Source organism: Pseudomonas sp. REP124, from assembly GCF_020164475.1.
In the GTDB taxonomy this organism is placed as follows: Bacteria; Pseudomonadota; Gammaproteobacteria; order Pseudomonadales; family Pseudomonadaceae; genus Aquipseudomonas.
In genome coordinates this window covers 40,628-64,744 of the sequence record NZ_JAIQWX010000018.1, presented here as the reverse complement: position 1 = coordinate 64,744, position 24,117 = coordinate 40,628, and the positions used below count along the sequence as shown (strand labels likewise).

At 59.4% G+C, this 24,117-nt stretch carries 20 protein-coding genes; 9 read left to right on the top strand and 11 right to left on the bottom strand.

Annotated features, from left to right (window positions below):
- Positions 1-84: 84 nt before the first annotated feature.
- Positions 85-1,749: an energy-dependent translational throttle protein EttA gene (ettA, locus tag K9857_RS07055; RefSeq protein ID WP_175378856.1), complete on the bottom strand. Its 1,665-nt coding sequence runs from the start codon at positions 1,747-1,749 to the stop codon at positions 85-87.
- Between the two features lie 287 nt (positions 1,750-2,036).
- Here ettA and K9857_RS07050 point away from each other — a divergent pair, with 287 nt between their 5' ends.
- From K9857_RS07050 to K9857_RS07035, 4 genes are all read left to right on the top strand, one after another.
- Positions 2,037-5,885 carry a GGDEF and EAL domain-containing protein gene (locus K9857_RS07050; protein ID WP_224534172.1) on the top strand — a complete coding sequence of 1,283 codons (3,849 nt, stop codon included), beginning with the start codon at positions 2,037-2,039 and terminating at the stop codon, positions 5,883-5,885.
- 204 nt (positions 5,886-6,089) lie between these two features.
- The gene (gene glyA / locus K9857_RS07045) at positions 6,090-7,343 is read left to right on the top strand and encodes a serine hydroxymethyltransferase (RefSeq protein WP_224534171.1); all 1,254 of its coding nucleotides are present in this window, start codon (positions 6,090-6,092) and stop codon (positions 7,341-7,343) included.
- 213 nt (positions 7,344-7,556) lie between these two features.
- Positions 7,557-8,087: a hypothetical protein gene (locus tag K9857_RS07040; RefSeq protein WP_224534170.1), complete on the top strand. Its 531-nt coding sequence runs from the start codon at positions 7,557-7,559 to the stop codon at positions 8,085-8,087.
- 22 nt (positions 8,088-8,109) lie between these two features.
- Positions 8,110-8,673, top strand: a complete 564-nt coding sequence (locus tag K9857_RS07035) for a hypothetical protein (protein ID WP_224534169.1) — start codon at positions 8,110-8,112, stop codon at positions 8,671-8,673.
- A 60-nt stretch (positions 8,674-8,733) separates the two neighbouring features.
- Here K9857_RS07035 and yjiA read toward each other — a convergent pair whose 3' ends face one another.
- The 3 genes from yjiA to K9857_RS07020 form a co-directional block, all read right to left on the bottom strand.
- Entirely contained in the window at positions 8,734-9,705 is a 972-nt protein-coding gene (gene yjiA / locus K9857_RS07030) for a GTPase (RefSeq protein ID WP_224534168.1), read from the bottom strand.
- A gap of 163 nt (positions 9,706-9,868) precedes the next feature.
- Positions 9,869-10,066 (bottom strand): YbdD/YjiX family protein, encoded by a 198-nt coding sequence (locus K9857_RS07025; RefSeq protein ID WP_077046022.1) that lies wholly within the window; start codon positions 10,064-10,066, stop codon positions 9,869-9,871.
- A gap of 14 nt (positions 10,067-10,080) precedes the next feature.
- Positions 10,081-12,147: a carbon starvation CstA family protein gene (locus tag K9857_RS07020; protein ID WP_224534167.1), complete on the bottom strand. Its 2,067-nt coding sequence runs from the start codon at positions 12,145-12,147 to the stop codon at positions 10,081-10,083.
- Between the two features lie 156 nt (positions 12,148-12,303).
- Here K9857_RS07020 and K9857_RS07015 point away from each other — a divergent pair, with 156 nt between their 5' ends.
- A complete protein-coding gene (locus K9857_RS07015; protein WP_224534166.1) occupies positions 12,304-12,672 on the top strand; it encodes a PilZ domain-containing protein in 369 nt (122 codons plus the stop codon).
- A gap of 94 nt (positions 12,673-12,766) precedes the next feature.
- On the opposite strand, the gene radA is transcribed toward K9857_RS07015, so the two are convergent.
- A complete protein-coding gene (gene radA, locus K9857_RS07010; RefSeq protein ID WP_224534165.1) occupies positions 12,767-14,134 on the bottom strand; it encodes a DNA repair protein RadA in 1,368 nt (455 codons plus the stop codon).
- A gap of 616 nt (positions 14,135-14,750) precedes the next feature.
- On the opposite strand from radA, the gene mscL reads away from it, so the two are divergent.
- A complete protein-coding gene (mscL, locus tag K9857_RS07005) occupies positions 14,751-15,164 on the top strand; it encodes a large-conductance mechanosensitive channel protein MscL (RefSeq protein ID WP_224534164.1) in 414 nt (137 codons plus the stop codon).
- A gap of 129 nt (positions 15,165-15,293) precedes the next feature.
- On the opposite strand, the gene K9857_RS07000 is transcribed toward mscL, so the two are convergent.
- Complete coding sequence (locus tag K9857_RS07000; RefSeq protein WP_224534163.1) at positions 15,294-16,070, bottom strand: ferredoxin--NADP reductase; 777 nt, start codon at positions 16,068-16,070, stop codon at positions 15,294-15,296.
- 346 nt (positions 16,071-16,416) lie between these two features.
- Between K9857_RS07000 and K9857_RS06995 the strand changes: the two genes are divergently transcribed.
- A complete protein-coding gene (locus K9857_RS06995; protein ID WP_224534174.1) occupies positions 16,417-17,148 on the top strand; it encodes a helix-turn-helix transcriptional regulator in 732 nt (243 codons plus the stop codon).
- Positions 17,149-17,318: 170 nt separating this feature from the next.
- A complete protein-coding gene (locus K9857_RS06990) occupies positions 17,319-18,443 on the top strand; it encodes a methyltransferase (protein ID WP_224534162.1) in 1,125 nt (374 codons plus the stop codon).
- A gap of 49 nt (positions 18,444-18,492) precedes the next feature.
- Here K9857_RS06990 and K9857_RS06985 read toward each other — a convergent pair whose 3' ends face one another.
- The 3 genes from K9857_RS06985 to K9857_RS06975 all read right to left on the bottom strand — a co-directional run bounded on the left by K9857_RS06985 (position 18,493) and on the right by K9857_RS06975 (position 21,183).
- Positions 18,493-18,660: a DUF2474 domain-containing protein gene (locus K9857_RS06985; protein ID WP_224534161.1), complete on the bottom strand. Its 168-nt coding sequence runs from the start codon at positions 18,658-18,660 to the stop codon at positions 18,493-18,495.
- 78 nt (positions 18,661-18,738) lie between these two features.
- Positions 18,739-19,746 carry a cytochrome d ubiquinol oxidase subunit II gene (gene cydB, locus K9857_RS06980; protein ID WP_224534160.1) on the bottom strand — a complete coding sequence of 336 codons (1,008 nt, stop codon included), beginning with the start codon at positions 19,744-19,746 and terminating at the stop codon, positions 18,739-18,741.
- Positions 19,747-19,749: 3 nt separating this feature from the next.
- Positions 19,750-21,183: a cytochrome ubiquinol oxidase subunit I gene (locus K9857_RS06975; RefSeq protein WP_224534159.1), complete on the bottom strand. Its 1,434-nt coding sequence runs from the start codon at positions 21,181-21,183 to the stop codon at positions 19,750-19,752.
- A gap of 497 nt (positions 21,184-21,680) precedes the next feature.
- Here K9857_RS06975 and K9857_RS06970 point away from each other — a divergent pair, with 497 nt between their 5' ends.
- Positions 21,681-22,919 carry an MFS transporter gene (locus K9857_RS06970; RefSeq protein WP_224534158.1) on the top strand — a complete coding sequence of 413 codons (1,239 nt, stop codon included), beginning with the start codon at positions 21,681-21,683 and terminating at the stop codon, positions 22,917-22,919.
- On the opposite strand, the gene K9857_RS06965 is transcribed toward K9857_RS06970, so the two are convergent.
- Entirely contained in the window at positions 22,916-23,467 is a 552-nt protein-coding gene (locus K9857_RS06965; RefSeq protein ID WP_224534157.1) for a DJ-1 family glyoxalase III, read from the bottom strand. The genes K9857_RS06970 and K9857_RS06965 overlap by 4 nt on opposite strands.
- A gap of 82 nt (positions 23,468-23,549) precedes the next feature.
- Positions 23,550-23,987: a DUF4879 domain-containing protein gene (locus tag K9857_RS06960; RefSeq protein WP_224534156.1), complete on the bottom strand. Its 438-nt coding sequence runs from the start codon at positions 23,985-23,987 to the stop codon at positions 23,550-23,552.
- Positions 23,988-24,117 lie beyond the last annotated feature (130 nt).

Below are 24,117 nucleotides of genomic sequence, written 5' to 3'. Positions count from 1 at the left end.
CGGTACGACGCGGTGCCACTGAATAAACCGGCCCATAAAAAAACGGAGCCCGAAGGCTCCGTTCCCTTTGCAACCAACCCGAAATCAGGCCAGTTTCTTGTGCCGTACACGGTGTGGCTGGGCAGCCGCTTCGCCGAGGCGCTTTTTGCGGTCAGCTTCGTATTCGGTGTAGTTGCCTTCGAAGAACACCGCTTGCGAGTCGTCTTCGTACGCCAGGATGTGAGTCGCCACGCGGTCCAGGAACCACCGATCGTGAGAGATCACAATGGCGGCGCCCGGGAAGTCCAGCAGGGCTTCTTCCAGGGAACGCAGGGTTTCGACGTCGAGGTCGTTGGACGGTTCGTCGAGCAGCAGGACGTTGCCGCCCTCCTTCAGGGTCAGCGCCAGGTGCAGACGACCGCGCTCACCACCGGACAGGTCCTTGACGAACTTCTGCTGATCGCCGCCCTTGAAGTTGAAGCGACCGACGTAGGTACGCGACGGGATCTCGTAGTTGCCGATGCGGATCTGGTCGGAACCGTCGGAGATCTGCTGGAACACGGTCTTGCTGCCGTCCAGGTCTTCGCGGCTCTGGTCGACGCAGGCCAGTTGCACGGTTTCGCCGATTTCGATCGAGCCCGAATCCGGAGTTTCCTTGCCCATCAGCATGCGGAACAGGGTCGACTTACCGGCACCGTTACCACCGATAACGCCGACGATCGCACCTTTTGGCATGGCGAACGACAGGTTGTCGATCAGTACGCGATCGCCGTAGCCCTTGGTGACGTTCTTGAATTCGATGACCTTGTCACCCAGGCGCGGACCGGCCGGGATGTAGATCTCGTTGGTTTCGCTGCGCTTCTGGAATTCCTGCGATTGCATTTCTTCGAAGCGTTGCAGACGAGCCTTGGATTTTGACTGGCGGGCCTTGGCGCCTTTGCGCACCCACTCCAGTTCTTCCTTCATGGCTTTTTCGTGAGCCGATTGCTGCTTGGATTCCTGGGCCAGACGATCGGACTTGGCTTCCAGCCAACCCGAGTAGTTGCCCTCGTAAGGAATACCCGCACCGCGGTCCAGTTCCAGAATCCAGCCAGCGACGTTGTCCAGGAAGTAACGGTCGTGGGTGATCGCTACCACAGTCCCCGGGAAGTCGTGCAGGAAGTGCTCCAGCCAGGCGACGGAATCGGCGTCCAGGTGGTTGGTCGGTTCGTCGAGCAGCAGCATGTCAGGGGCCGACAGCAGCAGGCGGCATAGGGCCACACGACGCTTTTCACCACCGGACAGGTGTTCGACCTTGGCGTCCCACGCCGGCAGACGCAGCGCATCGGCGGCGACTTCCAGCTGGCGCTCCAGGTTGTGACCATCGCTGGCCTGCAGGATCGCTTCGAGCTTGGCCTGTTCGGCAGCCAGCTTGTCGAAGTCGGCATCCGGATCGGCGTAGGCGGCGTAGACCTCGTCCAGGCGTGCCTGGGCGTCCTTGATCACGCTGACCGCTTCCTCGACCACTTCACGCACGGTCTTGGTCGGATCAAGTTGCGGCTCTTGCGGCAGATAACCAATGTTGAGTTCCGGCATCGGACGCGCTTCGCCTTCGAACTCGGTGTCGACACCCGCCATGATCTTCAGCAGGGTGGATTTACCCGAACCGTTGAGGCCGAGCACGCCGATCTTGGCGCCGGGGAAGAAAGACAGGGAGATGTTTTTCAGGATTTCCCGCTTCGGCGGCACAACTTTGCCCAGCCGATGCATGGTGAATACGTATTGAGCCATGGAGAACCTAGGGTCAGTGACTGATGAATGATGAAAGCGCAGGCGATGCCCGGGCCAGACCGTGCGCGTGGACCGCTCGATGGAGACCCAAGCGTGCGCGCTGAAAAAAGTCTGATTCTAGGAGCTGGAACGCTCCCGCGTAACCGGCAAAGCTACCTGAATGACGAGAGGCCGTCCAGCCGAGCGGGGCTGGCACTTTGCCACAACTCAAGGCATGCTAGCCGCCCTTTGGGCGTCCGGCTTATAGTGCACGTCGCGCCAGTCCAGCCCAACCGCAGGATTACAGTTTGTCCATTGCCCCTCCGCCCCTGACCACTCGTGCGCCGACAACCGCGAACGGTTCGCCCCTGCGCGGAACCCTGAAAAGCGCCCTGGCGACTCTGGTGCTGTTGCTGCTCGCGCTGATGTTCTGGCAATTGCTGGACCAGTTGCGAGAAACACAGAAAACCCAGCGTCAGTACACCATCGATTACACCGCCGACCTGGCCACCCAAGTCAGCCTGAACATGGCGCTGAATGCTCGAATCGCCCTGAACCTTCTGCCCATCGTCGAACAGCCGCAAGGCATCGAGGAACAGCAGGAGTTGCTGCGCAAGCTGCAGAAATCGCTGCCCGATCTGGTCAGCCTCGCCTTGCTCAGCCCATCGGGTGTCGTACTCGCCGACAGCGCGAGCAACAGCGAAGACGCCGACTACCTGGGCCAACTGGTGCGGCGCAGTCGTGCCCAGCCTCACTATTTCAGCAACGCCATCGACGGCTCGATCGTGCATCTGCTGCTGCATCAGGCCAGCGGCAGCGCCCGAGGCTACTGGGCCCTGCGCTTCAAGCCGACGTTTTTCTCCTCCCTGACCCAACTGGGCGATGCCGAGCACCGTCCGCAGTGGCTGGTGGAAAACCGCAACAACCATCAGATCATCAGTCGCGATGAAGCGCTGCCCCTGGTCAACCGGGGAACGCTGACCGAAGACGATCTGAACGACAGCGTGCTGACCGTGCCCCTGAGCAGCAGCGACTGGCAACTGCGCGGGCTGTTCGATCGCCAGCAGGTGCTGGAAGAACTGCTGCCGGCCTTCATCGGCAAATGCCTGCTGGGCCTGGCCTTCTCCATGCTGCCTTTTATCGTTCTGCTGAACATGCGCCGGCGCCAGAGCCAACTGCATGAAGGTCGCCGGCGTTATCAGGAGATTTTCGAAGGCACGGGCGTGGCCCTGTGTGTACTCGACATGTCCGGCCTGATGAGCGCTTTCGACAAGGCGCGCGTGCAAAGCACCGAGCAATTGCGCGAATGGCTGCAGGACGCGGAACAACGCCGACAGCTGCTGCAGGCGCTACGCGTTACCGAAGTCAACCAGGTGGCGTTGCAACTGCTCAACGTCGGCTCCCGCGAACAGGCCTGGGACCTGCTGATAGAAGGCAACCCGCTGGATGGCAGCGCCATCGGCAATCAGGTGCTCGAGGCCACGCTCAATCAACAGAAGCAGCTGGAACTGGAGATCAAGCTCCAGGACGCCGCCGGCCGCGACCAGCACCTGTGGCTGGTGCTGCGCCTGCCGCAAAGCCCGGAAGACTATAAAGCGGTGATTCTGAGCATCACCGATATCACCAGCCGCAAGCTCACAGAGCTGTCGCTGCAGGAGCGTGAAGGTTTCTGGTCCGACGTGGTGCGTACCGTGCCCGATCACCTCTATGTGCAGGATGTGATCAGCCAGCGGATGATTTTCAGCAACCATCATCTGGGCCAGACCCTGGGTTACAACCGCACCGAACTGCAGCAGATGGGCGAGTATTTCTGGGAAATCCTTCTGCACCCCGACGATGCCGACTTCTACCACCGCTCGCGCCATCTGCAACGCCAGGATGGCTACAGCCAGTTGATGCAATGCCAGTTGCGCTTCCGTCACCGCAACGGTGAATGGCGGCGTTTCGACATTCGCGAACAGGCCCTGGCCCGGGACAAGCACAACCAGGTGACCCGGATCATCGGGGTCGCAAAAGACGTTACCGAGCAGATCGAAGCCAGCGAATCCCTGCGCGACAGCGAGCAGCGCTACCGGATGCTCGCCGAAAGCATCAGCGATGTGATCATCTCGACCGACAGCCGCCTGAGCCTCAACTACGTCAGCCCGTCGGTGCAGGCCGTGCTGGGCTACGACGCCGAGTGGATTTTCCAGAACGGCTGGCACTCGACCATCGCCAACCCGCAGCAGCTGACCGGCATCTACAGTCTGATGGAACGGGTCAGCAAGGCGCTGGATCAACCTGAGCAATTGGCGCTGCTGCGCAGCCAGGTGCAGACGCAATTGTTCCTGTTTGACTGTCTGCGGGCCGACGGGCGCAAGATTCCGATCGAGCTGCGACTGGTGCTGGTCTGGGACGAGCACGACGCGTTCGAAGGCGTTCTCGGGGTCGGGCGCGACGTCAGCCAGCAGCGCCGCGCGGAAAAAGACCTGCGCATGGCTGCCACGGTTTTCGAGCACTCGACCTCGGCGATCCTGATCACCGATCCGGCCGGCTACATCGTCCAGGCTAACGAAGCCTTCAGCCGTGTCAGCGGTTATGCAGTGGAACAGGTCCTCGACCAGTTGCCGAACATGCTGACCGTCGACGAACAGCAGGAAGCCCACCTGCGATATGTGCTCAAGCAACTGAACCAGAACAGCACCTGGGAAGGCGAGGTCTGGCTCAAGCGGCGCAACGGCGAGCACTACCCGGCCTGGGTCGGGATCACTGCGGTGTTCGACGACGAAGGCGATCTGGCCAGCTACGTGTGCTTCTTCAGCGACATCAGCGAGCGCAAGGCCAGCGAGCAGCGGATTCATCGCCTGGCCTATTACGACGCCCTGACGCACCTGCCCAACCGCTCGCTGTTCCAGGACCGCCTGCACACCGCCCTGCAAGCGGCCGAACGGCAGAAGTCGTGGGTAGTGCTGATGTTCCTCGACCTCGACCGCTTCAAGCCGATCAACGACTCACTGGGCCATGCCGCGGGCGACCGCATGCTCAAGGAAATGGCGACCCGGCTGCTCGAATGCGTCGACGATGACGACACCGTGGCCCGCATGGGCGGCGACGAGTTCACGCTGCTCCTGCAACCTCGGGCCAACCGTGAAACCGCCTTGAACCGGGCGATTCACGTGGCTGAACAGATTCTCGCCGGGCTGGTGAAGCCGTTCGTGCTCGAAGGCCGCGAGTTCTTCGTCACGGCCAGTATCGGCATCGCCCTGAGCCCGCAGGACGGCAACGAACTCAGCCAGTTGATGAAGAACGCCGACACTGCGATGTACCACGCCAAGGAACGCGGCAAGAACAACTTCCAGTTCTATCAGGCGGACATGAACGCCAGCGCCCTGGAGCGTCTGGAGCTGGAAAGCGATCTGCGTCACGCCCTGGAACAGAACGAGTTCACCCTGTTCTATCAGCCGCAGTTCAGCGGCGATGGCAAACGTTTGACCGGCGCCGAAGCCCTGCTGCGCTGGCGTCATCCGCGCCGCGGCATGGTGCCGCCGGCGGACTTCATTCCGGTGCTGGAGGAACTGGGTCTGGTGGTGGATGTGGGTGACTGGGTGATCCGCGAGGCCAGCCGCCAGCTCAAGACCTGGCATCAGGCCGAGATGCGGGTGCCGAAAGTCTCGGTGAACATCTCGGCGCGGCAGTTCTCCGATGGGCAGTTGGGCACGCGGATCGCCACCATCCTCAAGGAAACAGGCCTGCCGCCGGCGTGCCTGGAGCTGGAACTGACCGAAAGCATACTGATGCGCGAAGTCAGCGAAGCAATGCAGATTCTCGATGGCCTGAAAAATCTCGGTCTGAGCCTTGCGGTCGACGACTTCGGCACCGGTTACTCATCGCTCAACTACCTCAAGCAGTTCCCGATCGACGTGCTGAAGATCGACCGCACCTTCGTCGATGGCCTGCCCTCGGGCGAGCAGGATGCGCAGATCGCCCGGGCGATCATCGCCATGGCCCACAGCCTGAATCTGGCGGTGATCGCCGAGGGTGTGGAAACCCAGGAACAGCTGGATTTCCTGCGCGAACACGGCTGCGATGAAGTCCAGGGCTACCTGTTCGGCCGACCGGTGCCGGCGGACCGGTTCGAAGAGCAGTTCATCAAGGACGCGTTGTTCGAGTTCGACTGAAGGCCCTCATCGCGAGCGGGCTCGCTCCCACATTGGAAATGCGTACCCTGTGGGAGCGAGCCTGCTCGCGATAATGCACGCCTGAACGCCGCATATCCCCTCATGAAGCCCACTTGTCTGCGACATGACGTCCTTTCATATGCCTTCCAAAACCCGTTGGGGTAGAATGCCCCCCTTTTCCGCCCCCGATCCTTGAGGACCGCCATGTTCAGCCGTGATTTGACTATTGCCAAGTACGACGCCGATCTCTTTGCCGCCATGGAGCAAGAAGCTCAGCGCCAGGAAGAGCACATTGAGCTGATCGCTTCGGAAAACTACACCAGCCCTGCGGTGATGGAAGCTCAAGGCTCGGTACTGACCAACAAGTACGCCGAAGGCTACCCGGGCAAGCGCTACTACGGTGGTTGCGAGTACGTCGACGTCGTTGAGCAACTGGCTATCGACCGTGCAAAAGAACTGTTCGGCGCTGATTACGCCAACGTTCAGCCGCACGCCGGCTCGCAAGCCAACAGCGCCGTTTACCTGGCCCTGCTGTCGGCTGGCGACACCATCCTGGGCATGAGCCTGGCCCACGGCGGTCACCTGACCCACGGCGCCACCGTTTCGTCTTCGGGCAAGCTGTACAACGCCATCCAGTACGGCATCGACGCCAACGGCCTGATCGACTACGACGAAGTCGAGCGTCTGGCTGTAGAAAACAAGCCGAAAATGATCGTGGCCGGTTTCTCTGCCTACTCGCAGGTCCTGGACTTCCCACGCTTCCGCGCCATCGCTGACAAGGTCGGTGCCTACCTGTTCGTCGACATGGCCCACGTGGCTGGCCTGGTTGCCGCCGGTGTCTACCCGAACCCGGTTCCGTTCGCCGACGTCGTGACCACCACCACTCACAAGACCCTGCGCGGTCCACGTGGCGGCCTGATCCTGGCTCGCGCCAACGCCGACATCGAGAAGAAGCTGAACTCCGCGGTATTCCCGGGCGCCCAGGGCGGCCCGCTGGAGCACGTGATCGCTGCCAAGGCGATCTGCTTCAAGGAAGCGCTGCAGCCTGAGTTCAAGGCTTACCAGCAACAAGTGGTGAAAAACGCCCAGGCCATGGCCAGCGTGTTCATCGAGCGCGGTTTCGACGTGGTTTCCGGCGGTACTGAGAACCACCTGTTCCTGCTGTCGCTGATCAAGCAGGAAATCTCCGGTAAAGATGCCGACGCCGCTCTGGGCAAGGCTTTCATCACCGTGAACAAGAACTCCGTGCCAAACGACCCACGCTCCCCGTTCGTCACTTCCGGCCTGCGCTTCGGTACTCCGGCCGTGACCACTCGTGGCTTCAAGGAAGCCGAGTGCAAGGAACTGGCCGGCTGGATCTGCGACATCCTGGCTGACCTGAACAACGAAGCGGTGATCGACGCCGTTCGTGAGAAAGTCAAAGCCATCTGCAAGAAGCTGCCGGTGTACGGCGCCTGATAGCAGAGCAATAAAAAATCCCGGCCCAGTGGCCGGGATTTTTTTGCCCGAAATTCGGTTACTTGCAAAACAATGTTAACGATCTGAACAGCAACTTCAGAAACATCAATTTATTAAAACACCATCTCACTTCAACTTCATTGCTGCTAGCTTGATAAACAGCGAGGCACCAACTACCTATAGCAACGAACTCAATCAAATGGAATTGACCCTATGAGCCACAACAAAGAACGTTCTTTTGTCGCCACTATAAGTACCAACCATGGAAACTTGCATCTACCCAGATTGACCTACGGCAAGACCATGCACATCAGAAAACTGGATTACGACGTGTGGTCATTTGAAGCCAACATGAACGCTTCTACCAATCTATGTGTAATGGGAATCGCGCCGCCCGATCAACTAAAGTTTTACTTTTATTGCATTGAAGACTACTACTCCATCTATCTTCTTACCAATGGCCTCTACCACCGTCAGGCATTGAGCAATGAAGACAAGGATTTCATTGGCGCCTTCAAGCCCGATGACGGACAAACCACCTACAACCTGCTCGACCAGCAAGGGCGAATCATTACCCTCGACCAATTCAGCAACGACAAGCCTCAGATCAGGATTCAGACCAGAGGTGGAAAAACCTTGAGCGTGCGGGGCAAAACCAGGGTCGGCGGCCTCGTCTGCACGGAGTCGCACCGCTCGGAGCCCCTGGATTTCCGACTTAATATCATCAGTCGCGGCGCGGCTTGATCATCTTGGCAAGGAGCCAATCATGAGCACGGATCGACAGAAATCGTTCATCGCGAACCTGAGCGTCGACGATAGACAACTGCATTTTCTCGAAGCCTTCAACGGCGGACCGGTCTATGTAGCGAAGCCCTTGTTCAGTGGAGGAGTTTTCACAGGACGGCCACCAAGAATAGATCACTCCCACTTCCTGGCACTTCGCACCCACACTTCAGCCGACCCCATTGACTTACTAACGATATATTTCAGGCATACCTCTCACGGCTATACCCTCTACATAAGAACGCCAGGACAATATTACGGAAAATGCCTTGGCAGTGATAAAGGCAAGATTGGCGCACTTCGCTCGGAAGAGTCATCAACATTTAACTTAATCAACAAAGACCACTGCCCGATCAACCTCGACTGCATTGAGGAAGATACGACAACCATCTTTCTACAAGTCAAGAACTCGGGATTGATTCACGCTCACAACGTCCATGATTCCGGACACACTTATATAGGGGACAAAGGTGGAACACCCTTGTCCTTCAAACTGAACATTCTTCAAAGAAACGCACCTTACATCAATCATCCTGACGAAGTCTGATGCGTCAGGTTTCAGCCTCCGGCGGGCAATGAGCGACGCTCTCGCCCGCCTCCGCCCTGCTCAATCCGCCGCGACTCTCGCGAACCCCTCACGGATCTTCTCTTCCGGCAAATCATCGGCGATGAACACGATCACGCTTTCCCGCGGCTCGCCTTCGGCCCATTCGGTATCCCAATCGAAACCGTACAGCTTCAGCACGCCCTGAAACACCATGCGGCGCGGTTCGCCCAGGATGTTCAACACGCCCTTGTAGCGCAGCAGCTGCTTGCCATGATCCTCCAGCAACTCGTTCATGAACTCGCTGAGCTTGTCGATATCCAGCGGCTTGTCGGTGCGCAGCACCAGGCTGGAAATGCGGTCGATGGAAGGCGCCGCACTGACCGGACGCAAGCTCACTCCGCCGCCCAGGTCGGCATTGAGATTGAAACCGCGCACATCGAGCATTTCCGCCAGATCGATCTGGCCGTGATCTACCACGCGAATGGGCGCGCGGCGGTTGATGCGGGTCAGGCGCTCGCTCAGGGCATTGAACGCCGACTCGTCCACCAGGTCGCGCTTGCTCACCAGCAAACGGTCGGCGAAACCGATCTGCGCCTGGGCGATAGTTTGGGTCAGGTGCTGCTCGGCATGCGCCGCGTCCACCAGGGTGATGATGCCATCGAGGATGTAACGCTCACGCAGCTCTTCGTCGATAAAGAAGGTTTGCGCCACCGGCGCCGGGTCGGCAAGCCCGGTGCATTCGATCACCAGACGGTCGAAGGCAATTTCACCGCTGTCCAGGCGTTCGAGCAGCAGGTACAGGGCCTTGGTCAGGTCGGTGTGGATGGTGCAGCAGACGCAGCCGTTGGACAGCGTCATCACTTGCACCGGTTCTTCGCCCAGCAACTGGGTGTCGATGCCGGCGTCGCTGAATTCGTTTTCGATCACGGCAATCTTCAGGCCGTGCTCGGCCTTGAGCAGATGGCGCAACAGCGTGGTCTTGCCGGCGCCGAGGAAGCCGCTGAGGATCGTGACCGGGATGGGAGAGGACACGGTGAATCTCCTGTCGCATGAAATTTAAAGACAAACACAAAACAAATGTGGGAGCGGGCTTGCTCGCGAAGAGGTCGTGTCAGTCGACATGAATGCTGAATGACACACCGCTTTCGCGAGCAAGCCCGCTCCCACAGGGTATTGCGTCAACCTTCGCGCTGAATCAACAGCACTTCGGCCCACCCTTGCCACCGTAACGGGCTTCCTGGCGCTCCCGGAAGAACGCCTCATAGCTCATCACCGGTTTATCCGGGTGTTTGTTTTGCATGTGCTCGACGTAGTTGTCGTAGTCGGGCATGCCGACCATCAGGCGCGCGGCCTGACCGAGGTACTTACCGAGGCGACTCAAGTCATTGAACATGCTGCACTCCTCGATCACGCATCCGGCAGTGCCTGGAATGGTGCTTCTTTATCCGTACGCTCTTTTTTACCCCAGGAGGCAATGCCGACCTTGAGTGCATAGAACAGGATGCTGAAGACCACGAACAGGAACAGTGCAGTGAGCGTAGCGTTGGTGTAAGCGTTGAAAATCACGTGCTGCATCTGCGTGATGTCCTTGGCCGGGGCGAGGATCTGGCCGTTGGCCAAAGCATCGCTGTATTTCTTGGCCAGCGACAGGAAGCCGATCGCCGGGTTGGCGTCGAACAGCTTGATGAAACCGGCCGTGGTGGTGCAGATCAGCAGCCATACCGCTGGCAGCATGGTCACCCAGACATAACGCTGGCGCTTCATTTTGATCAGGACCACGGTGCCGAGCATCAGTGCGATACCCGCCAGCATCTGGTTGGAGATACCGAACAGCGGCCACAAGGTGTTGATACCACCCAGCGGATCGATTACGCCCTGATACAGCAACCAGCCCCACATGGCCACGCAGCCAGCGGTGGCGATAAGGTTGGCGGTCCAGGATTCGGTACGTTTGAGCGCCGGTACGAATGAGCCCAGCAGATCCTGCAGCATGAAACGACCGGCACGGGTACCGGCGTCGACCGCAGTCAGGATGAACAGCGCTTCAAACAGGATCGCGAAGTGGTACCAGAACGCCATGGTGTTTTCACCAGGCAGCACACTGTGCAGGATCTGCGCGATACCGACCGCCAGGGTCGGCGCACCGCCGGCACGGGCCAGGATGGTGGTTTCACCGATGTCATGGGCCACGGCCTGCAGTGCTTCGGGGGTGATTGCAAAGCCCCAGTTGCTGACCGCCGCTGCCACCGAGGCGACATCGCTGCCGACCACTGCCGCCGGACTGTTCATGGCGAAGTACACGCCTGGCTCGATCACCGAAGCGGCGACCATCGCCATGATCGCCACGAAGGACTCCATGAGCATGCCGCCGTAACCGATGTAACGGGCGTTCACTTCGTTATCGAGCAGTTTTGGCGTGGTACCGGAAGAGATCAGCGCGTGGAAGCCGGACACGGCGCCACAGGCGATGGTGATGAACAGGAACGGGAACAGACCGCCCTTCCACACAGGGCCAGTGCCGTCGACGAACTGGGTCAGGGCCGGCATTTTCAGCTCGGGCATGGTGACCAGAATGCCGATCGCCAGGGCGACGATGGTGCCGATCTTCAGGAAGGTCGACAGGTAGTCACGCGGTGCCAGGATCAGCCAAACCGGCAACACTGCAGCAACGAAACCGTAGCCGATCAGCATCCAGGTGATCTGAATACCGGTGAAGGTAAAGGCCTTGGCCCAGACCGGGTCAGCGGCGATCTGCCCGCCCAGCCAGATCGAGCCCAGCAGCAACAGCACGCCGATGATCGAGATTTCGCCGATGCGACCCGGGCGGATGTAGCGCATGTAGATGCCCATGAACATCGCGATCGGGATGGTCGCCATCACCGTGAAAATACCCCACGGGCTTTCCGCCAGGGCTTTCACAACGATCAGCGCCAGCACCGCGAGGATGATGATCATGATCAGGAAGCAGCCGAACAGCGCGATGGTGCCGGGGATGCGGCCCATTTCTTCACGAACCATGTCGCCAAGCGAACGGCCGTTACGGCGAGTGGAGAGGAACAGAACCATGAAGTCCTGCACCGCGCCAGCCAGCACCACGCCGGCGATCAGCCAGAGCGTGCCGGGCAGATAACCCATTTGCGCCGCCAGAACCGGACCGACCAGGGGACCAGCACCCGCGATGGCCGCGAAGTGGTGACCGAAGAGGATGTGTTTGTTGGTAGGAACGTAGTCCAGACCATCATTGTTGAGCACGGCGGGGGTGGCCCGTCGCGGATCGAGTTGCATCACGTTGTTAGCGATGAACAGACTGTAGTAGCGGTACGCGACCAGATAGATGGCCACGGCAGCGACCACAATCCACAAGGCGTTGATCGCCTCGCCCCTGCGCAATGCGACTACACCCAGGGCGCACGCGCCCAGGATTGCCAGCACCAGCCAGGGTAGATGGCGTAGCGGGCTATTATTATTTTTCATTTTTTTATTCCAGCCAGAGTGGACAGAAGGACAGCCATCGGAGTTTAGCTCTCCTGACGGTAAAGGCCATACCCAACGTTGGTCTAGAGCCATGGCCTGGCTGGCAGGTTCCGACAATACGGGTCTATAGTCAGCGAACATCCAGAGGATAGCGCCATGAGCGAGCACCCTGTCGATCGTCGCCAATTCAAACGTATCGCATTCGATGCCCGGACCGAACTGAGCCAGGGGGAGTTCGTCTGGCCGGTCAAGCTGATCGACCTGTCACTCAAGGGTTTGCTGATCCAGCGGCCCGAACCCTGGCTGGGCGATCCGCAGCAGGACTTTTTCGTCGACATTCATCTGAGCGATGACGTCGACATTGAAATGGATGTGCAGTTGACCCATGAGGACCATGGTCAATTGGGCTTTGTCTGCCATCACATCAGCCTGGAATCCATCGAGCGTTTGCGGCGGTTGATCGAACTCAATCTGGGGGATCCGCAGGAGCTTGAGCGGGAATTGGGCGCTCTGATCGAAATCTGAAGGGTCTGAGTGGGACGCGTGTTATCAGCATGGGACGCAGAGCGTCCCTGACTGCATTCCCACGCGGAGCGTGGGAACGATCATGTAGAGGGGGTTATTCGAATAGCGAGTCGAGGGCTTGTTCGAGGCGCGTGACGGCGATGATCTGCAGGCCTTGTGGCGCTTCTTTCGGCGCATTGCCCTTAGGCACGATGGCGCGCTTGAAACCGTGCTTGGCGGCTTCCTTCAGGCGTTCCTGTCCGCTGGGCACCGGTCGTACTTCGCCGGACAGGCCGACTTCACCGAACACCAGCAGATCATGAGGCAAAGGCCGGTTGCGCAAACTCGACATCACCGCCGCCATCAATGCCAGGTCCGAAGCCGTCTCCAGCACCTTCACACCACCGACCACGTTGAGGAACACGTCCTGGTCATGGGTGGGAATCCCGCCATGACGGTGCAAGACCGCCAGCAACATCGCCAGACGGTTCTGATCCAGGCCCAGGGTCACCCGCCGCGGGTTGGCCAGGTGGCTGTCATCCACCAGCGCCTGCACTTCCACCAGCATCGGCCGGGTGCCTTCCCACGTCGCCATCACCACACTGCCCGGTACTTCTTCCTGAGCACGTGTCAGAAAAATCGCCGACGGGTTTGAAACCTCCTTCAACCCTTTGTCAGTCATGCCGAACACGCCCAGTTCGTTGACCGCGCCGAAACGGTTTTTCACCGCCCGCAGCAAGCGCAGGCGCCCGTCCGACTCGCCTTCGAAATACAGCACGGTATCGACCATGTGTTCCAGTACGCGTGGCCCGGCCAGCGCGCCTTCCTTGGTGACGTGGCCGACCAGGAAAATCGCCGTGCCGCTCTGCTTGGCGTAGCGCACCAGCAAGGCCGCGCTCTCGCGAACCTGGGACACGCCGCCCGGCGCCGATTGCAGTTGTTCGGTAAAAATCGTCTGGATCGAGTCGATCACCATGACCTTGGGCTTTTCCTGACGGGCCGTGGCAATAATGGTTTCGATGCAGGTTTCGGTCATGACCCGCAATTGATCCTGCGGCAGGCCCAGGCGCCGGGCGCGCATGGCTACCTGCTGCTGGGATTCTTCGCCGGTGACGTAAAGCGCCGGCATGCTCTTGGCCAGGTTGCACAGGGTTTGCAACAAAATGGTCGATTTGCCGATACCCGGATCACCGCCGATCAGCACCACCGAGCCGTCGACCAGACCGCCTCCCAGCACCCGGTCCAGTTCGCTGGATACGGTGGAGAACCGTGGAATTTCCTCGACGCTGACTTCGGCCAGGGTCTTGATCTGCGCCTGCTGGCCAGCCCAACCGGTACGTCCGCTCGGTGCCGCCGCCCCGCCGCTTTCCACCATGGTTTCGGTCAGCGTGTTCCAGGCACCGCATTCGCTGCACTGGCCGGCCCACTTGGGGAAGGTTGCGCCGCACTCGGTGCAGCCGTACATACGCTTGGCCTTGGCCATCTGAACCCCCGGCAAAAACCGCGATGATAACGCAGACCGAACAGCGCTAGCGGTTAAAGATCCAGCTTCCCTGTCGGGGATTATTTGCAGTGCGCAACTGCGCTCAGACAAACATGACCTCGTTGAAAAGCGGACTTTAAAGTTGAGAGTGCAATTTTTGTATAACCATCAGGAAACGCCAACACTCTGTAAACGTCGATCGGAATCCACGAATCCTGTACAAGACCTATAACCGATAACTCCGATCGTATAACTTCCATAAAGAGACCAATGTCAGCAATTTCGATTAATCCATACGAAATATGATCCCATTAATTAGAGTTTAGAGCCTTTACTTCAAACAAACTTATGTTTAACGAGTGAAATTGGAAATTACGTTTACTTGTTTCCCGGTTTCAATCAGCGAATGCCACGCAATTCAAATACTGCACAGAGGTTTGCCATTGAGCCCGCCAGAAAAACGCCGGGAAATCAGGTCTGTTTGCAATCGATTCAAACTTTTCAACGCTACCCCGGTCGACTGCAGGCAAGCGCTTCAGGCAGTGGTTGTGAGCAGGATGCACTTTGCTGACATACACTGCGTTCACCAATCTCATCTGTAACAAGGAAATAACCTATGGGCGTGATCAATGAGTTCAAGGCCTTCGCGGTCAAAGGCAATGTGGTCGACATGGCCGTCGGTATCATCATCGGCGCGGCTTTCGGCAAGATCGTCAGCTCGTTTGTCGGTGACGTGATCATGCCGCCGATTGGCCTGCTGATCGGTGGTGTGGACTTCAGTGACCTGGCCATTACGCTCAAGGCGGCGACCGCCGACGCCCCTGCCGTAGTGCTGGCGTACGGCAAATTCATCCAGAGCATGATCGACTTCGTAATCGTCGCGTTCGCGATCTTCATGGGCGTCAAGGCGATCAACCAACTGAAGCGCGAAGAGGCGGTCGCACCGTCTGCGCCGCCGGTTCCAAGCAAGGAAGAACAATTGCTGGGGGAAATTCGCGACCTGCTCAAGGCCCAGAACAACAGGCCCTGAAGCCTGACGCCTGATCTGTAGGAGCGAGCAAGCTCGCGAAAAACCAGAGATCACCGCGGGGTATCAGGCGCCCCGCGTTATCGTTGACGACCATCGCGAGCGTGCTCGCTCCTACAGAAATCGGGGCCCTTACCAGAAATTCTCCACAGCCACCTGCCCCGGCCGGCGGTTCAGGCTCAAGTGCATATCGCGCTGTTTGAGCAGTTTTCGCGTGTCATCGATCATCTGTGGATTGCCGCACAGCATGACCCGCGAGTGTTCCGGTGTCAGCGCCACCCCTGCCGCACGCTCCAGCTCGCCGTTCTCGATCAGCGTGGTAATCCGCCCGTTCAGCGCCCCTGGATGCTGTTCCCGCGTTACCGTGTTGATCAGTTGCAACTTGTGCGCGTGTTCCGCCAGGTACTCGCGTTGCGCCAGCTCTGCAATCAGCTCTTGATAGGCCAGCTCACGGGTTTCGCGCACGCTGTAGACCAGTATGATGCGCTCGAACTTCTCCCACACCTCGAAGTCCTGGAGGATCGAAAGAAACGGCGCGATACCGGTGCCGGTGGATAACAGCCACAGGTCACGCCCGTCGACGAAACGGTCGAGGGTCAGATAACCGAAAGCCTGGCGATCGACCAGCAACGTATCGCCGACGCCCAGCCGGCTCAGTTCGCTGGTGAACTCACCATCAGGTACGACAATGGAGAAGAACTCGAGAAACTCGTCGAAGGGTGACGACACCATGGAGTAAGCACGCCACACGGTGCTGCCGTCTGCCTTGGTCACACCCAGACGGGCAAACTGGCCAGCACGGAAACGGAAGCCCGGATCCCGGGTGGCGCGCAAAGTGAACAGACTCGGTGTCAACGGCTGGACGTCGAGCAGGGTTTGGCGAGTAAATTTCTCTTCACTGACGGTCATGTGCGGCTCCAGGGAAATCATTGCCGCAGTGTCTCGCAAAGCGCCCCCCATAAACACCGGTGATTTGTGGTGTCTTTAGCGCAGATGCCCACCATTTAACTGAAGCATTATCGCGCACGGATAATGGCAATACGGCATCACGCATCTAATCGGCAGTTTCATATTATTAACAGCATTCAATATGCGACCGCCCTAACAGTTATCGATAGAACCAGACTGTCCACTTCCCATTCGCTATCAATTCAAAAAAATCTCAACGCAATTGTGGGATTGATCCTACAATCCAAACGCAAACACTCTGGATCCAATATGGACCAATCTAATAAACAACAATTGGAGTTCCATGATGGAACGATGGAAGGAGTCGCAACTTGAACAAATATCCTCAACAACAGAACTGGGTAATGCCTTCCAGAGTTCCCTGAATTTCATCAAAAACCTCGGCTTCAAATTTTTCGCCTTTTCAACTACTTGCCCGACAAAAACGGAGCACTCCCATACTTCGCTGTACAACAATTATCCCGTTGCATGGAGCGGTGAGTACGAGGGAAAGAAACTCGTGGTGACTGATCCGGTAGTGGCTCATTGCAATGAATCCACATTGCCGGTTCTCTGGAGCGAGGATCTCTTTGGCAATGCCCCCTGGATATGGGACGCGCTGGAGCAGCAAGGCATACATCACGGTTGGTCCCAGGCGGTCCACGACGAAGATAGCGGCCTGTGCAGCATTGTCAGCGTGGCCAGAAGCCATTGCCCGATAAGCGCATGGGAGCTGTACGAGAACCTCGGTTTCACCACCTTCATCGGCCGCCATCTGCATAGCCTGGTTGCACAGACAGTGCCCAGGCAGCCGGAAAAGAGCTGCGGGACCAACTTGTCGCCGCGGGAAATCGACGTGCTGAACCTGGCGGCGGCGGGCAAGACCGCATACGAGAGCGCGCGAATTCTCAATCTCAGCGCGCGCACCGTGAATTTCCATGTCCAGGAATCCATCCGCAAACTGGGGGTCAACAACAAGGTTTCGGCCGTGATTGCGGCCGCCAAGGCGGGCTATCTCAACAGCGACGCGATGCGCTGAGGCGAAAAACCTGCGGGTAATCCGACTCAAAAAAACGTAACATCCGCGGTTCCTCCTGAGTGATGACGTGTGAGCCTTCCACGACGCAGTACACTCGGACGACCCCGCCCGCCACAACGCCCCTGGGCGCGGGATTATTCCCCTGAGCTTGATTATCCAGAGCCCGCCCCATGCCTTTGCTCGAAACACCTTTCGCCAGCCTCGACCTGATCCGCCAGCCCGAACAGCAAAATGAACCGCTGCAGGCCTTCGACGCGGCAGACGAATACCTGCTCAACCATCTGGCCGAACAGCAGCCTTCGATCGATACGCGGGTGCTGGTGCTCAACGACAGTTTTGGCGCATTGGCCGCCAGCCTGGTGGGCAAGGTGAACGTGACCAGCAGTGGCGATTCGTTCCTGGCGTTTCAGGGGCTGGAGAAGAACCTGGCCCGCAACGGCCAGGCATTCGACGCGGTGCCGGCCATTCCTGCCAGCGAAACGGCGACCGGCCCCTTTGACCGCGTGCTGATCCGGGTGCCGAAAACCCTGGCCCTGCTGGAGGAACAACTGATCCGCCTGCAAGACCAATTGGCACCCGGCGCCCAAGTGATCGCCGCCGCGATGATCAAGCACCTGCCACGCGCCGCAGGTGATCTGCTCGAACGCTACATCGGCCCGGTCCAGGCATCGCTGGCCGTGAAAAAAGCCCGCCTGCTGATTGCCACCGCCGAGGACAAAACGCCCGCCACCTCCCCTTACCCCACCCGCTATCGCCTCGACTCGCCCGCCATCGAACTGCTCAACCACGCCAACGTGTTCTGCCGCGAAGGCCTGGACATCGGCACCCGGGCCTTTCTGCCGCACCTGCCGAAAAACCTTGGCACGGCACGCGTGGCCGACCTCGGTTGCGGCAACGGCGTGCTGGCCATCGCCAGCGCCCTGCAAAACCCCGACGCCCACTACACGCTGGTGGACGAATCCTTCATGGCCGTGCAATCGGCCGCAGAAAACTGGCGTGCGGCCTTGGGCGAACGTGAAGTGATCGTCCGGCCCGGCGACGGCCTGGCCGGACAGGAACCGCAATCGCTGGACGTGGTGCTGTGCAACCCACCGTTCCACCAACAACAAGTAGTCGGCGACTTCCTCGCCTGGCGCATGTTCCAGCAGGCCCGGGAAGCGTTGGTGGTCGGTGGCGCGCTGTACATCGTCGGCAACCGTCATCTGGGTTACCACAGCAAACTGGCGCGCCTGTTTCGCGGCGTTGAACAGGTTGCAGCTACGCCTAAGTTCGTGATCCTCAAGGCCCGCAAGTAAGGCGCAGCACTCGCCGCCTGCCACGCCTCCTGTGCAGCAATGCCAGAGATCAGTGCGTGGACAGGCCCGCGGCGTTCATGAACATCCGCATCAAACTGGCCACAACGAACAACGCACCTACACTGCCGACCCAGATCAGGGCCAGCCATCCGAGCCGCTGCCACAGCGGTTTTTTTTCGGCTTCTTCAATGTCATGCAGAGAATGCTTGCCGGACATGATTCATTTCTCCAGTTAACTTGCGATGGCGCCTATAACGACGCCATCGCGAGCAGGCTCGCTCCCACAAGAGCGCGACTAGTGATAACCGTCTTCATGAGTCACCTTGCCGCGGAACACGTAGTAGCTCCAGAAGGTGTAACCCAGGATGAACGGGATGATGAACAGCGTGCCCACCAGCATGAAACCCTGGCTCTGCGGCGGCGCGGCGGCGTCCCAGATGGAAATCGACGGCGGCACGATATTCGGCCACAGGCTGATGCCCAGGCCGCTGTAGCCGAGGAAGATCAGCACCAGTGTCAGCAGAAACGGTGTGTAGTGGGCATTGCGGGCCACCGCGCGGATCAGTCCGTACAGGGTCACCAGCACCAGAATGGGCACCGGCAGGAACCAGAACAGATTCGGCAAGGTGAACCAGCGAGCGGCGATTTCAGCGTGGGCCAGCGGCGTCCAGATGCTGACGATACCGATCACCGCCAGCAGCACGAATGCCAGGGGCCGCGCCAGATCATGCATCTGCTCCTGCAACTTGCCCTCGGTTTTCATGATCAGCCAGGTGCAGCCCAGCAGCGCATAGGCCACCACCAGCGCGGCGCCGCAGAACAGGGTGAACGGTGTCAGCCAGTCCAGAGAACCACCGGCGAACTGCCGATCGACCACCGGCAAGCCATCGATGAACGCCCCCAGCGCCACGCCCTGGAAGAAGGTCGCCGCAATCGAACCACCGATGAACGCTTTGTCCCACAGATGACGTTTCTCATCCCGGGCCTTGAAGCGAAACTCAAAGGCCACGCCGCGGAAAATCAGCCCGATCAGCATGAAGATCAGCGGCAGGTACAACGCCGAAAGCACCACTGAATACGCCAGCGGAAAGGCCCCGAACAACGCCGCGCCTCCGAGCACCAGCCAGGTTTCGTTGCCGTCCCAGACCGGGGCGACGGTGTTCATCATCACGTCACGGTCGGTCTTGCCGGGAATGAACGGGAACAGGATCCCGATACCCAGATCGAAGCCGTCCATGACCACGTACATCATGATGCCGAAGATGATGATCACGGCCCAGATCAGCGGAAGATCAATACCCATGATTCAAATCTCCTTGGTCACGGTGTGGTCGGCATCGGCGTGATCGTCGGCCGCAGACAGCGGACGCGCCGGCGTGCGTTTCTGGCCGGGCCCACCGTCGTTGGTTTCCTTGCCTTCGTCGATCTTCGGCCCCTTGCGCACCAGGCGCATCATGTAGCCGAGACCGGCTCCGAACAGCGCGAAATACACCACGACAAACAGGATCAGGGTGATGCTCATCTGCATGACGCTATGATTGGACGATGCATCGGCCGTACGCATCAGGCCGTAGACGACCCACGGCTGACGGCCGATTTCCGTGGTGAACCAGCCAGCGAGAATCGCGATCAGGCCGGACGGGCCCATCCACAACGCCAGGTAGAGGAACGGACGCGAGGTGTAGAGCATGTCGCGCTTGCGCAGCCAGAGGCTCCACAGGCCGGTGAAGATCATCAGGAAACCCAGGCCGACCATGATCCGGAACGACCAGAACACGATGGTCGAATTGGGCCGGTCTTCAGGCGGGAACTCCTTGAGCGCCGGCACCTGTTTGTCCAGGGAGTGGGTCAGGATCAGGCTGCCCAGATACGGAATCTCGACGGCGAACTTGGTCCTTTCTTCCTTCATGTCTGGCCAGCCGAACAGGATCAGCGGAGTGGCTTCGTCACCCTTGTTCTCCCAATGCCCCTCGATCGCGGCGATTTTCGCCGGTTGATGCTCAAGGGTATTGAGGCCGTGGAAGTCGCCGATCACCGCCTGAATCGGCGCGACGATCAAGGCCATCCACATGGCCATCGAGAGCATTTTGCGGATCGCCGGGTTGTCCTTGCCGCGCAGCAAATGCCACGCCGCGGAAGAGCCGACGAAGAACGCCGTGGCGACGAACGCTGCCGTGGCCATGTGCATCAGGCGATAGGGGAACGAGGGGTTGAAGATTACCGCCAGCCAGTCGGTGGGGATCACCTGACCATTGACGATCTCAAAGCCCTGCGGCGTCTGCATCCAGCTGTTGGAAGCAAGAATCCAGAAGGTCGAGATCAGTGTGCCGATGGCGACCATGACCGTGGAAAAGAAGTGCAGGCCACGTCCGACCTTGTTCCAGCCGAACAGCATCACCCCCAGAAAACCTGCTTCGAGGAAGAACGCAGTGAGCACTTCATAGGTCAGCAACGGACCAGTCACGGAACCGGCGAAGTCCGAGAAGCGACTCCAGTTGGTGCCGAACTGATAGGCCATGACCAGCCCCGAGACCACGCCCATGCCGAAGTTGACGGCAAAGATTTTCGACCAGAAATGGTAGAGGTCGCGATAGGTTCCGTTGTTGGTTTTCAGCCACAGACCTTCGAGTACCGCCAGGTAACTCGCCAAGCCAATGGTGATGGCAGGGAACAGAATGTGGAACGAGATGGTGAACGCGAACTGGATTCGGGCGAGATCAAGTGCCTCTAAACCGAACATAAGTCTTCCTCTGTCAGTTAGTACGGCTGCTGGCCGGAGCCTGCATCCATGGCCCCCACGGATATGGAGTGAGGCGAATCTCTGTTTGTTCTTTTTTTATACGCATCGCTACGCAGGGAGTCTGGCCTTGCGGCCACCGGATCAAAGCCTTCGAGGGTCTTGATCTGGATCAAGCAACGTTGAAAGAGTAGTCCCATTTCAGGCGATGAACTGCGTGGTCTTTTGCCGCGTGACAAGTTGCCTCATGGCGATTGGCCAACAAAAAATCAGCAGCCCCATAAATCCCCTGTGGGAGCGGGCTTGCTCGCGAAGGCGGTGTATCAGCCGACATTGATGTTGGATGTGATGGCCTCTTCGCGAGCAAGCCCGCTCCCACAAGGGAGAACTCCATCGAGTTGGAGATCGGTGTCTAGCTAACTAAATTTCACGATCCTGCAACTTTCAGTTACAGGTTGGTGATAACCTCGCCCCTTCCCCACCTGCAGATCTGCCCTCAAATGCCCAGCCAAGAGCCTTTGCTGCTACGCCACCACCGTCCATTCCTCGCCTTCTGGTTCGCGCGGATTTTTACCGCTAGCGGCTTTCAGATGCTCACCGTGGCGATCGGCTGGAACCTCTACCAGCTGACAGGTAATGTGCTCGACCTGGGTCTGGTGGGGTTGGTGGAATTCGCGCCGCGGGTGCTGTTCATGCTGCACACCGGACACGTGGCCGACCGCTACGACCGGCGCAAGGTCGCGGCGATCTGTCAGTCCCTGCAGGCACTGATCGCCCTGTCGCTGGCCATTGGCAGCGCCACCGATCACATCACCCGGGAAATGATCTTCATCCTCGCCTTCCTGCTCGGCGGCGCCCGCTCCTTCGAGATGCCGACCACCCAGGCCCTGCTGCCAAGCATCGTGCCCAGCGGCCTGTTCCCCCGGGCCGTGGCCGCCGCGCAATCGGCTCAGCAATCGGCCACCATCGTCGCCCCAGCCCTCGGCGGTCTGCTCTATGCCTTCGGCAGCGTGTGGGTGTATGGCCCGACCGTGCTGCTGTATGTCATTGCCTGCTCGCTGATGCTCAATCTGCCGGCCCGGCAAACACCGCTGAACAAAGGCAAGGCGACCCTGGATTCACTGTTGGCCGGCATCCGTTTCATCCGCAGCCGCCCGGACATTCTCGGGGCGATTTCCCTTGATCTGTTCGCGGTGCTGCTCGGCGGCGCCACGGCGTTGCTGCCGGTGTTCGCCAAGGACATTCTGCTCACCGGCCCCTGGGGTCTGGGTCTGTTACGCTCGGCACCGGCAGTCGGGGCATTGTTAATGTCGTTGTACCTCGCCAGATTTGCCGTTGAACGCAACGTCGGACGGGTAATGTTCACCGCCGTGGGTATTTTCGGCGTGGCGACCATCGCCTTCGGCCTGTCGACCTCGTTCTGGTTCTCGCTGGCGGTACTGGTCGTGCTGGGCGCGGCCGACATGATCAGCATGGTGATCCGCGCCTCCTTCGTGCAACTGGAGACCCCCGACGAAATGCGCGGCCGGGTCAGCGCGGTAAATGGCCTGTTCATTGGCGCATCCAACCAGCTCGGCGAATTCGAATCCGGCCTCACCGCCCACTGGTTCGGCACCGTGCCGGCGGTGGTCATGGGCGGCATCGGCACGCTGGTGGTGACCGGGACCTGGATCAAACTGTTCCCGACCCTCGCCCAGCGCGATCGGATGCATGTGCCGGTGGAGGAAGTGAAGGCCTAGACCAACAACTCCCCCGCCACCACCGCTCGCGTAGCTTTGCCGCAAAGCTCTTCCACCAACGCCAGAGCAAACGCTAGCGCAGCGCCCGAGCCTTGGGCGGTGATGCAGTTGCCGTCGACCACCACCGGTTGATCGACGAAGTTGCAACCCGAGAGGTGGTGACTGGCTGAGGGCAGGCAGGTCATGCGCCGCTGACGCAGTACGCCGAAGGTTTGCAGCGCTACTGCCGGGGCTTCGGCGATGCCGGCGAACAGGCGACCGGCGGCGGCCTGGTCCTTGATCAGTTGTTCAAGGGGTTGGTGGGCGGCCAGGTGCTGTGCACCGACGTCGCCCCCGGGCAGAACGATCAGGTCGAAAGGCTGGGCCAGCAGATCGACGAGCATGGCGTCGCTGGTCAGGCGGGTGCCGCGAGCGCAGGTGAGCATGCGTCGTCCTTCGATACTCGCCACCACCACTTCCACCTTGGCGCGACGCAGTACGTCGATCAGGGTGACGGCTTGCAGGTCATCAATGCCCTCGGCGAGGGTAATCAAGGCTCTAAAGGTCATGGGCACAATCCACAGGATGATCCTTGAAGCGTAGTCAGCTTTGATTACCCCTGTTCGATGCCCGCCGTGTCAGCAAACAACACTACTTGATGTAGAGTTGCGTCGACATTGTGTTGCCCGGCGCGTTGATCGAGGTGTTACGGAAGGTGAAGGTGCCTTCCTGCTTGCCGGCCATATCGAAAATGTACAGGTTGCCGACGGTTCTTCGGCCTGAGGTGCATTCGGTCAGGTTGCCGTTGTCGTAGGCGCAGACCGGCGTGCGGGTGCCATTGAGGTCGAACCCATCCAGCCCGACCTGAGGCTGACTGCGGCCATACCCCACTTCCAGCACGTAGATCCGGATGTTCGGCCCGCTGTGATTGCAGCGTGTCTGGGTCTGGCCTTCATCGATGTTTTCAAAGCCACAACCCGGCGATTCGACTTTCAGCACTTTGACCTGGGTCAACGGCGGCGCCGGGGCCGCCAGGGCGGTTTGTGCACCCAAAAGCATGGCCAGCAGGAACAACAGACGCATTTTCATGAAGTACACACCCCCGAGAACAGGCGCGCAGTATGGCTGACTCGGGCAAAACGCAAAACATCGACGACGATCACTACCATAAGCAGCCATAACCCCACGCGACTGGTATGATGCGCGGCTTTTTCCGACC

Coding starts and splice junctions, on each gene's coding strand:
- K9857_RS06970 (WP_224534158.1), top strand. CDS start 21,681: ATGCCCAGCCAAGAGCCTTTGCTGCTACGCCACCACCGTCCATTCCTC.
- K9857_RS07025 (WP_077046022.1), bottom strand. CDS start 10,066: ATGTTCAATGACTTGAGTCGCCTCGGTAAGTACCTCGGTCAGGCCGCG.
- K9857_RS07040 (WP_224534170.1), top strand. CDS start 7,557: ATGAGCCACAACAAAGAACGTTCTTTTGTCGCCACTATAAGTACCAAC.
- radA (WP_224534165.1), bottom strand. CDS start 14,134: ATGGCCAAGGCCAAGCGTATGTACGGCTGCACCGAGTGCGGCGCAACC.
- glyA (WP_224534171.1), top strand. CDS start 6,090: ATGTTCAGCCGTGATTTGACTATTGCCAAGTACGACGCCGATCTCTTT.
- K9857_RS06985 (WP_224534161.1), bottom strand. CDS start 18,660: ATGTCCGGCAAGCATTCTCTGCATGACATTGAAGAAGCCGAAAAAAAA.
- K9857_RS07035 (WP_224534169.1), top strand. CDS start 8,110: ATGAGCACGGATCGACAGAAATCGTTCATCGCGAACCTGAGCGTCGAC.
- K9857_RS06965 (WP_224534157.1), bottom strand. CDS start 23,467: ATGACCTTTAGAGCCTTGATTACCCTCGCCGAGGGCATTGATGACCTG.
- K9857_RS07015 (WP_224534166.1), top strand. CDS start 12,304: ATGAGCGAGCACCCTGTCGATCGTCGCCAATTCAAACGTATCGCATTC.
- K9857_RS06975 (WP_224534159.1), bottom strand. CDS start 21,183: ATGTTCGGTTTAGAGGCACTTGATCTCGCCCGAATCCAGTTCGCGTTC.
- K9857_RS06990 (WP_224534162.1), top strand. CDS start 17,319: ATGCCTTTGCTCGAAACACCTTTCGCCAGCCTCGACCTGATCCGCCAG.
- K9857_RS07020 (WP_224534167.1), bottom strand. CDS start 12,147: ATGAAAAATAATAATAGCCCGCTACGCCATCTACCCTGGCTGGTGCTG.
- K9857_RS07000 (WP_224534163.1), bottom strand. CDS start 16,070: ATGACCGTCAGTGAAGAGAAATTTACTCGCCAAACCCTGCTCGACGTC.
- cydB (WP_224534160.1), bottom strand. CDS start 19,746: ATGGGTATTGATCTTCCGCTGATCTGGGCCGTGATCATCATCTTCGGC.
- ettA (WP_175378856.1), bottom strand. CDS start 1,749: ATGGCTCAATACGTATTCACCATGCATCGGCTGGGCAAAGTTGTGCCG.
- mscL (WP_224534164.1), top strand. CDS start 14,751: ATGGGCGTGATCAATGAGTTCAAGGCCTTCGCGGTCAAAGGCAATGTG.
- K9857_RS06995 (WP_224534174.1), top strand. CDS start 16,417: ATGGAACGATGGAAGGAGTCGCAACTTGAACAAATATCCTCAACAACA.
- K9857_RS06960 (WP_224534156.1), bottom strand. CDS start 23,987: ATGAAAATGCGTCTGTTGTTCCTGCTGGCCATGCTTTTGGGTGCACAA.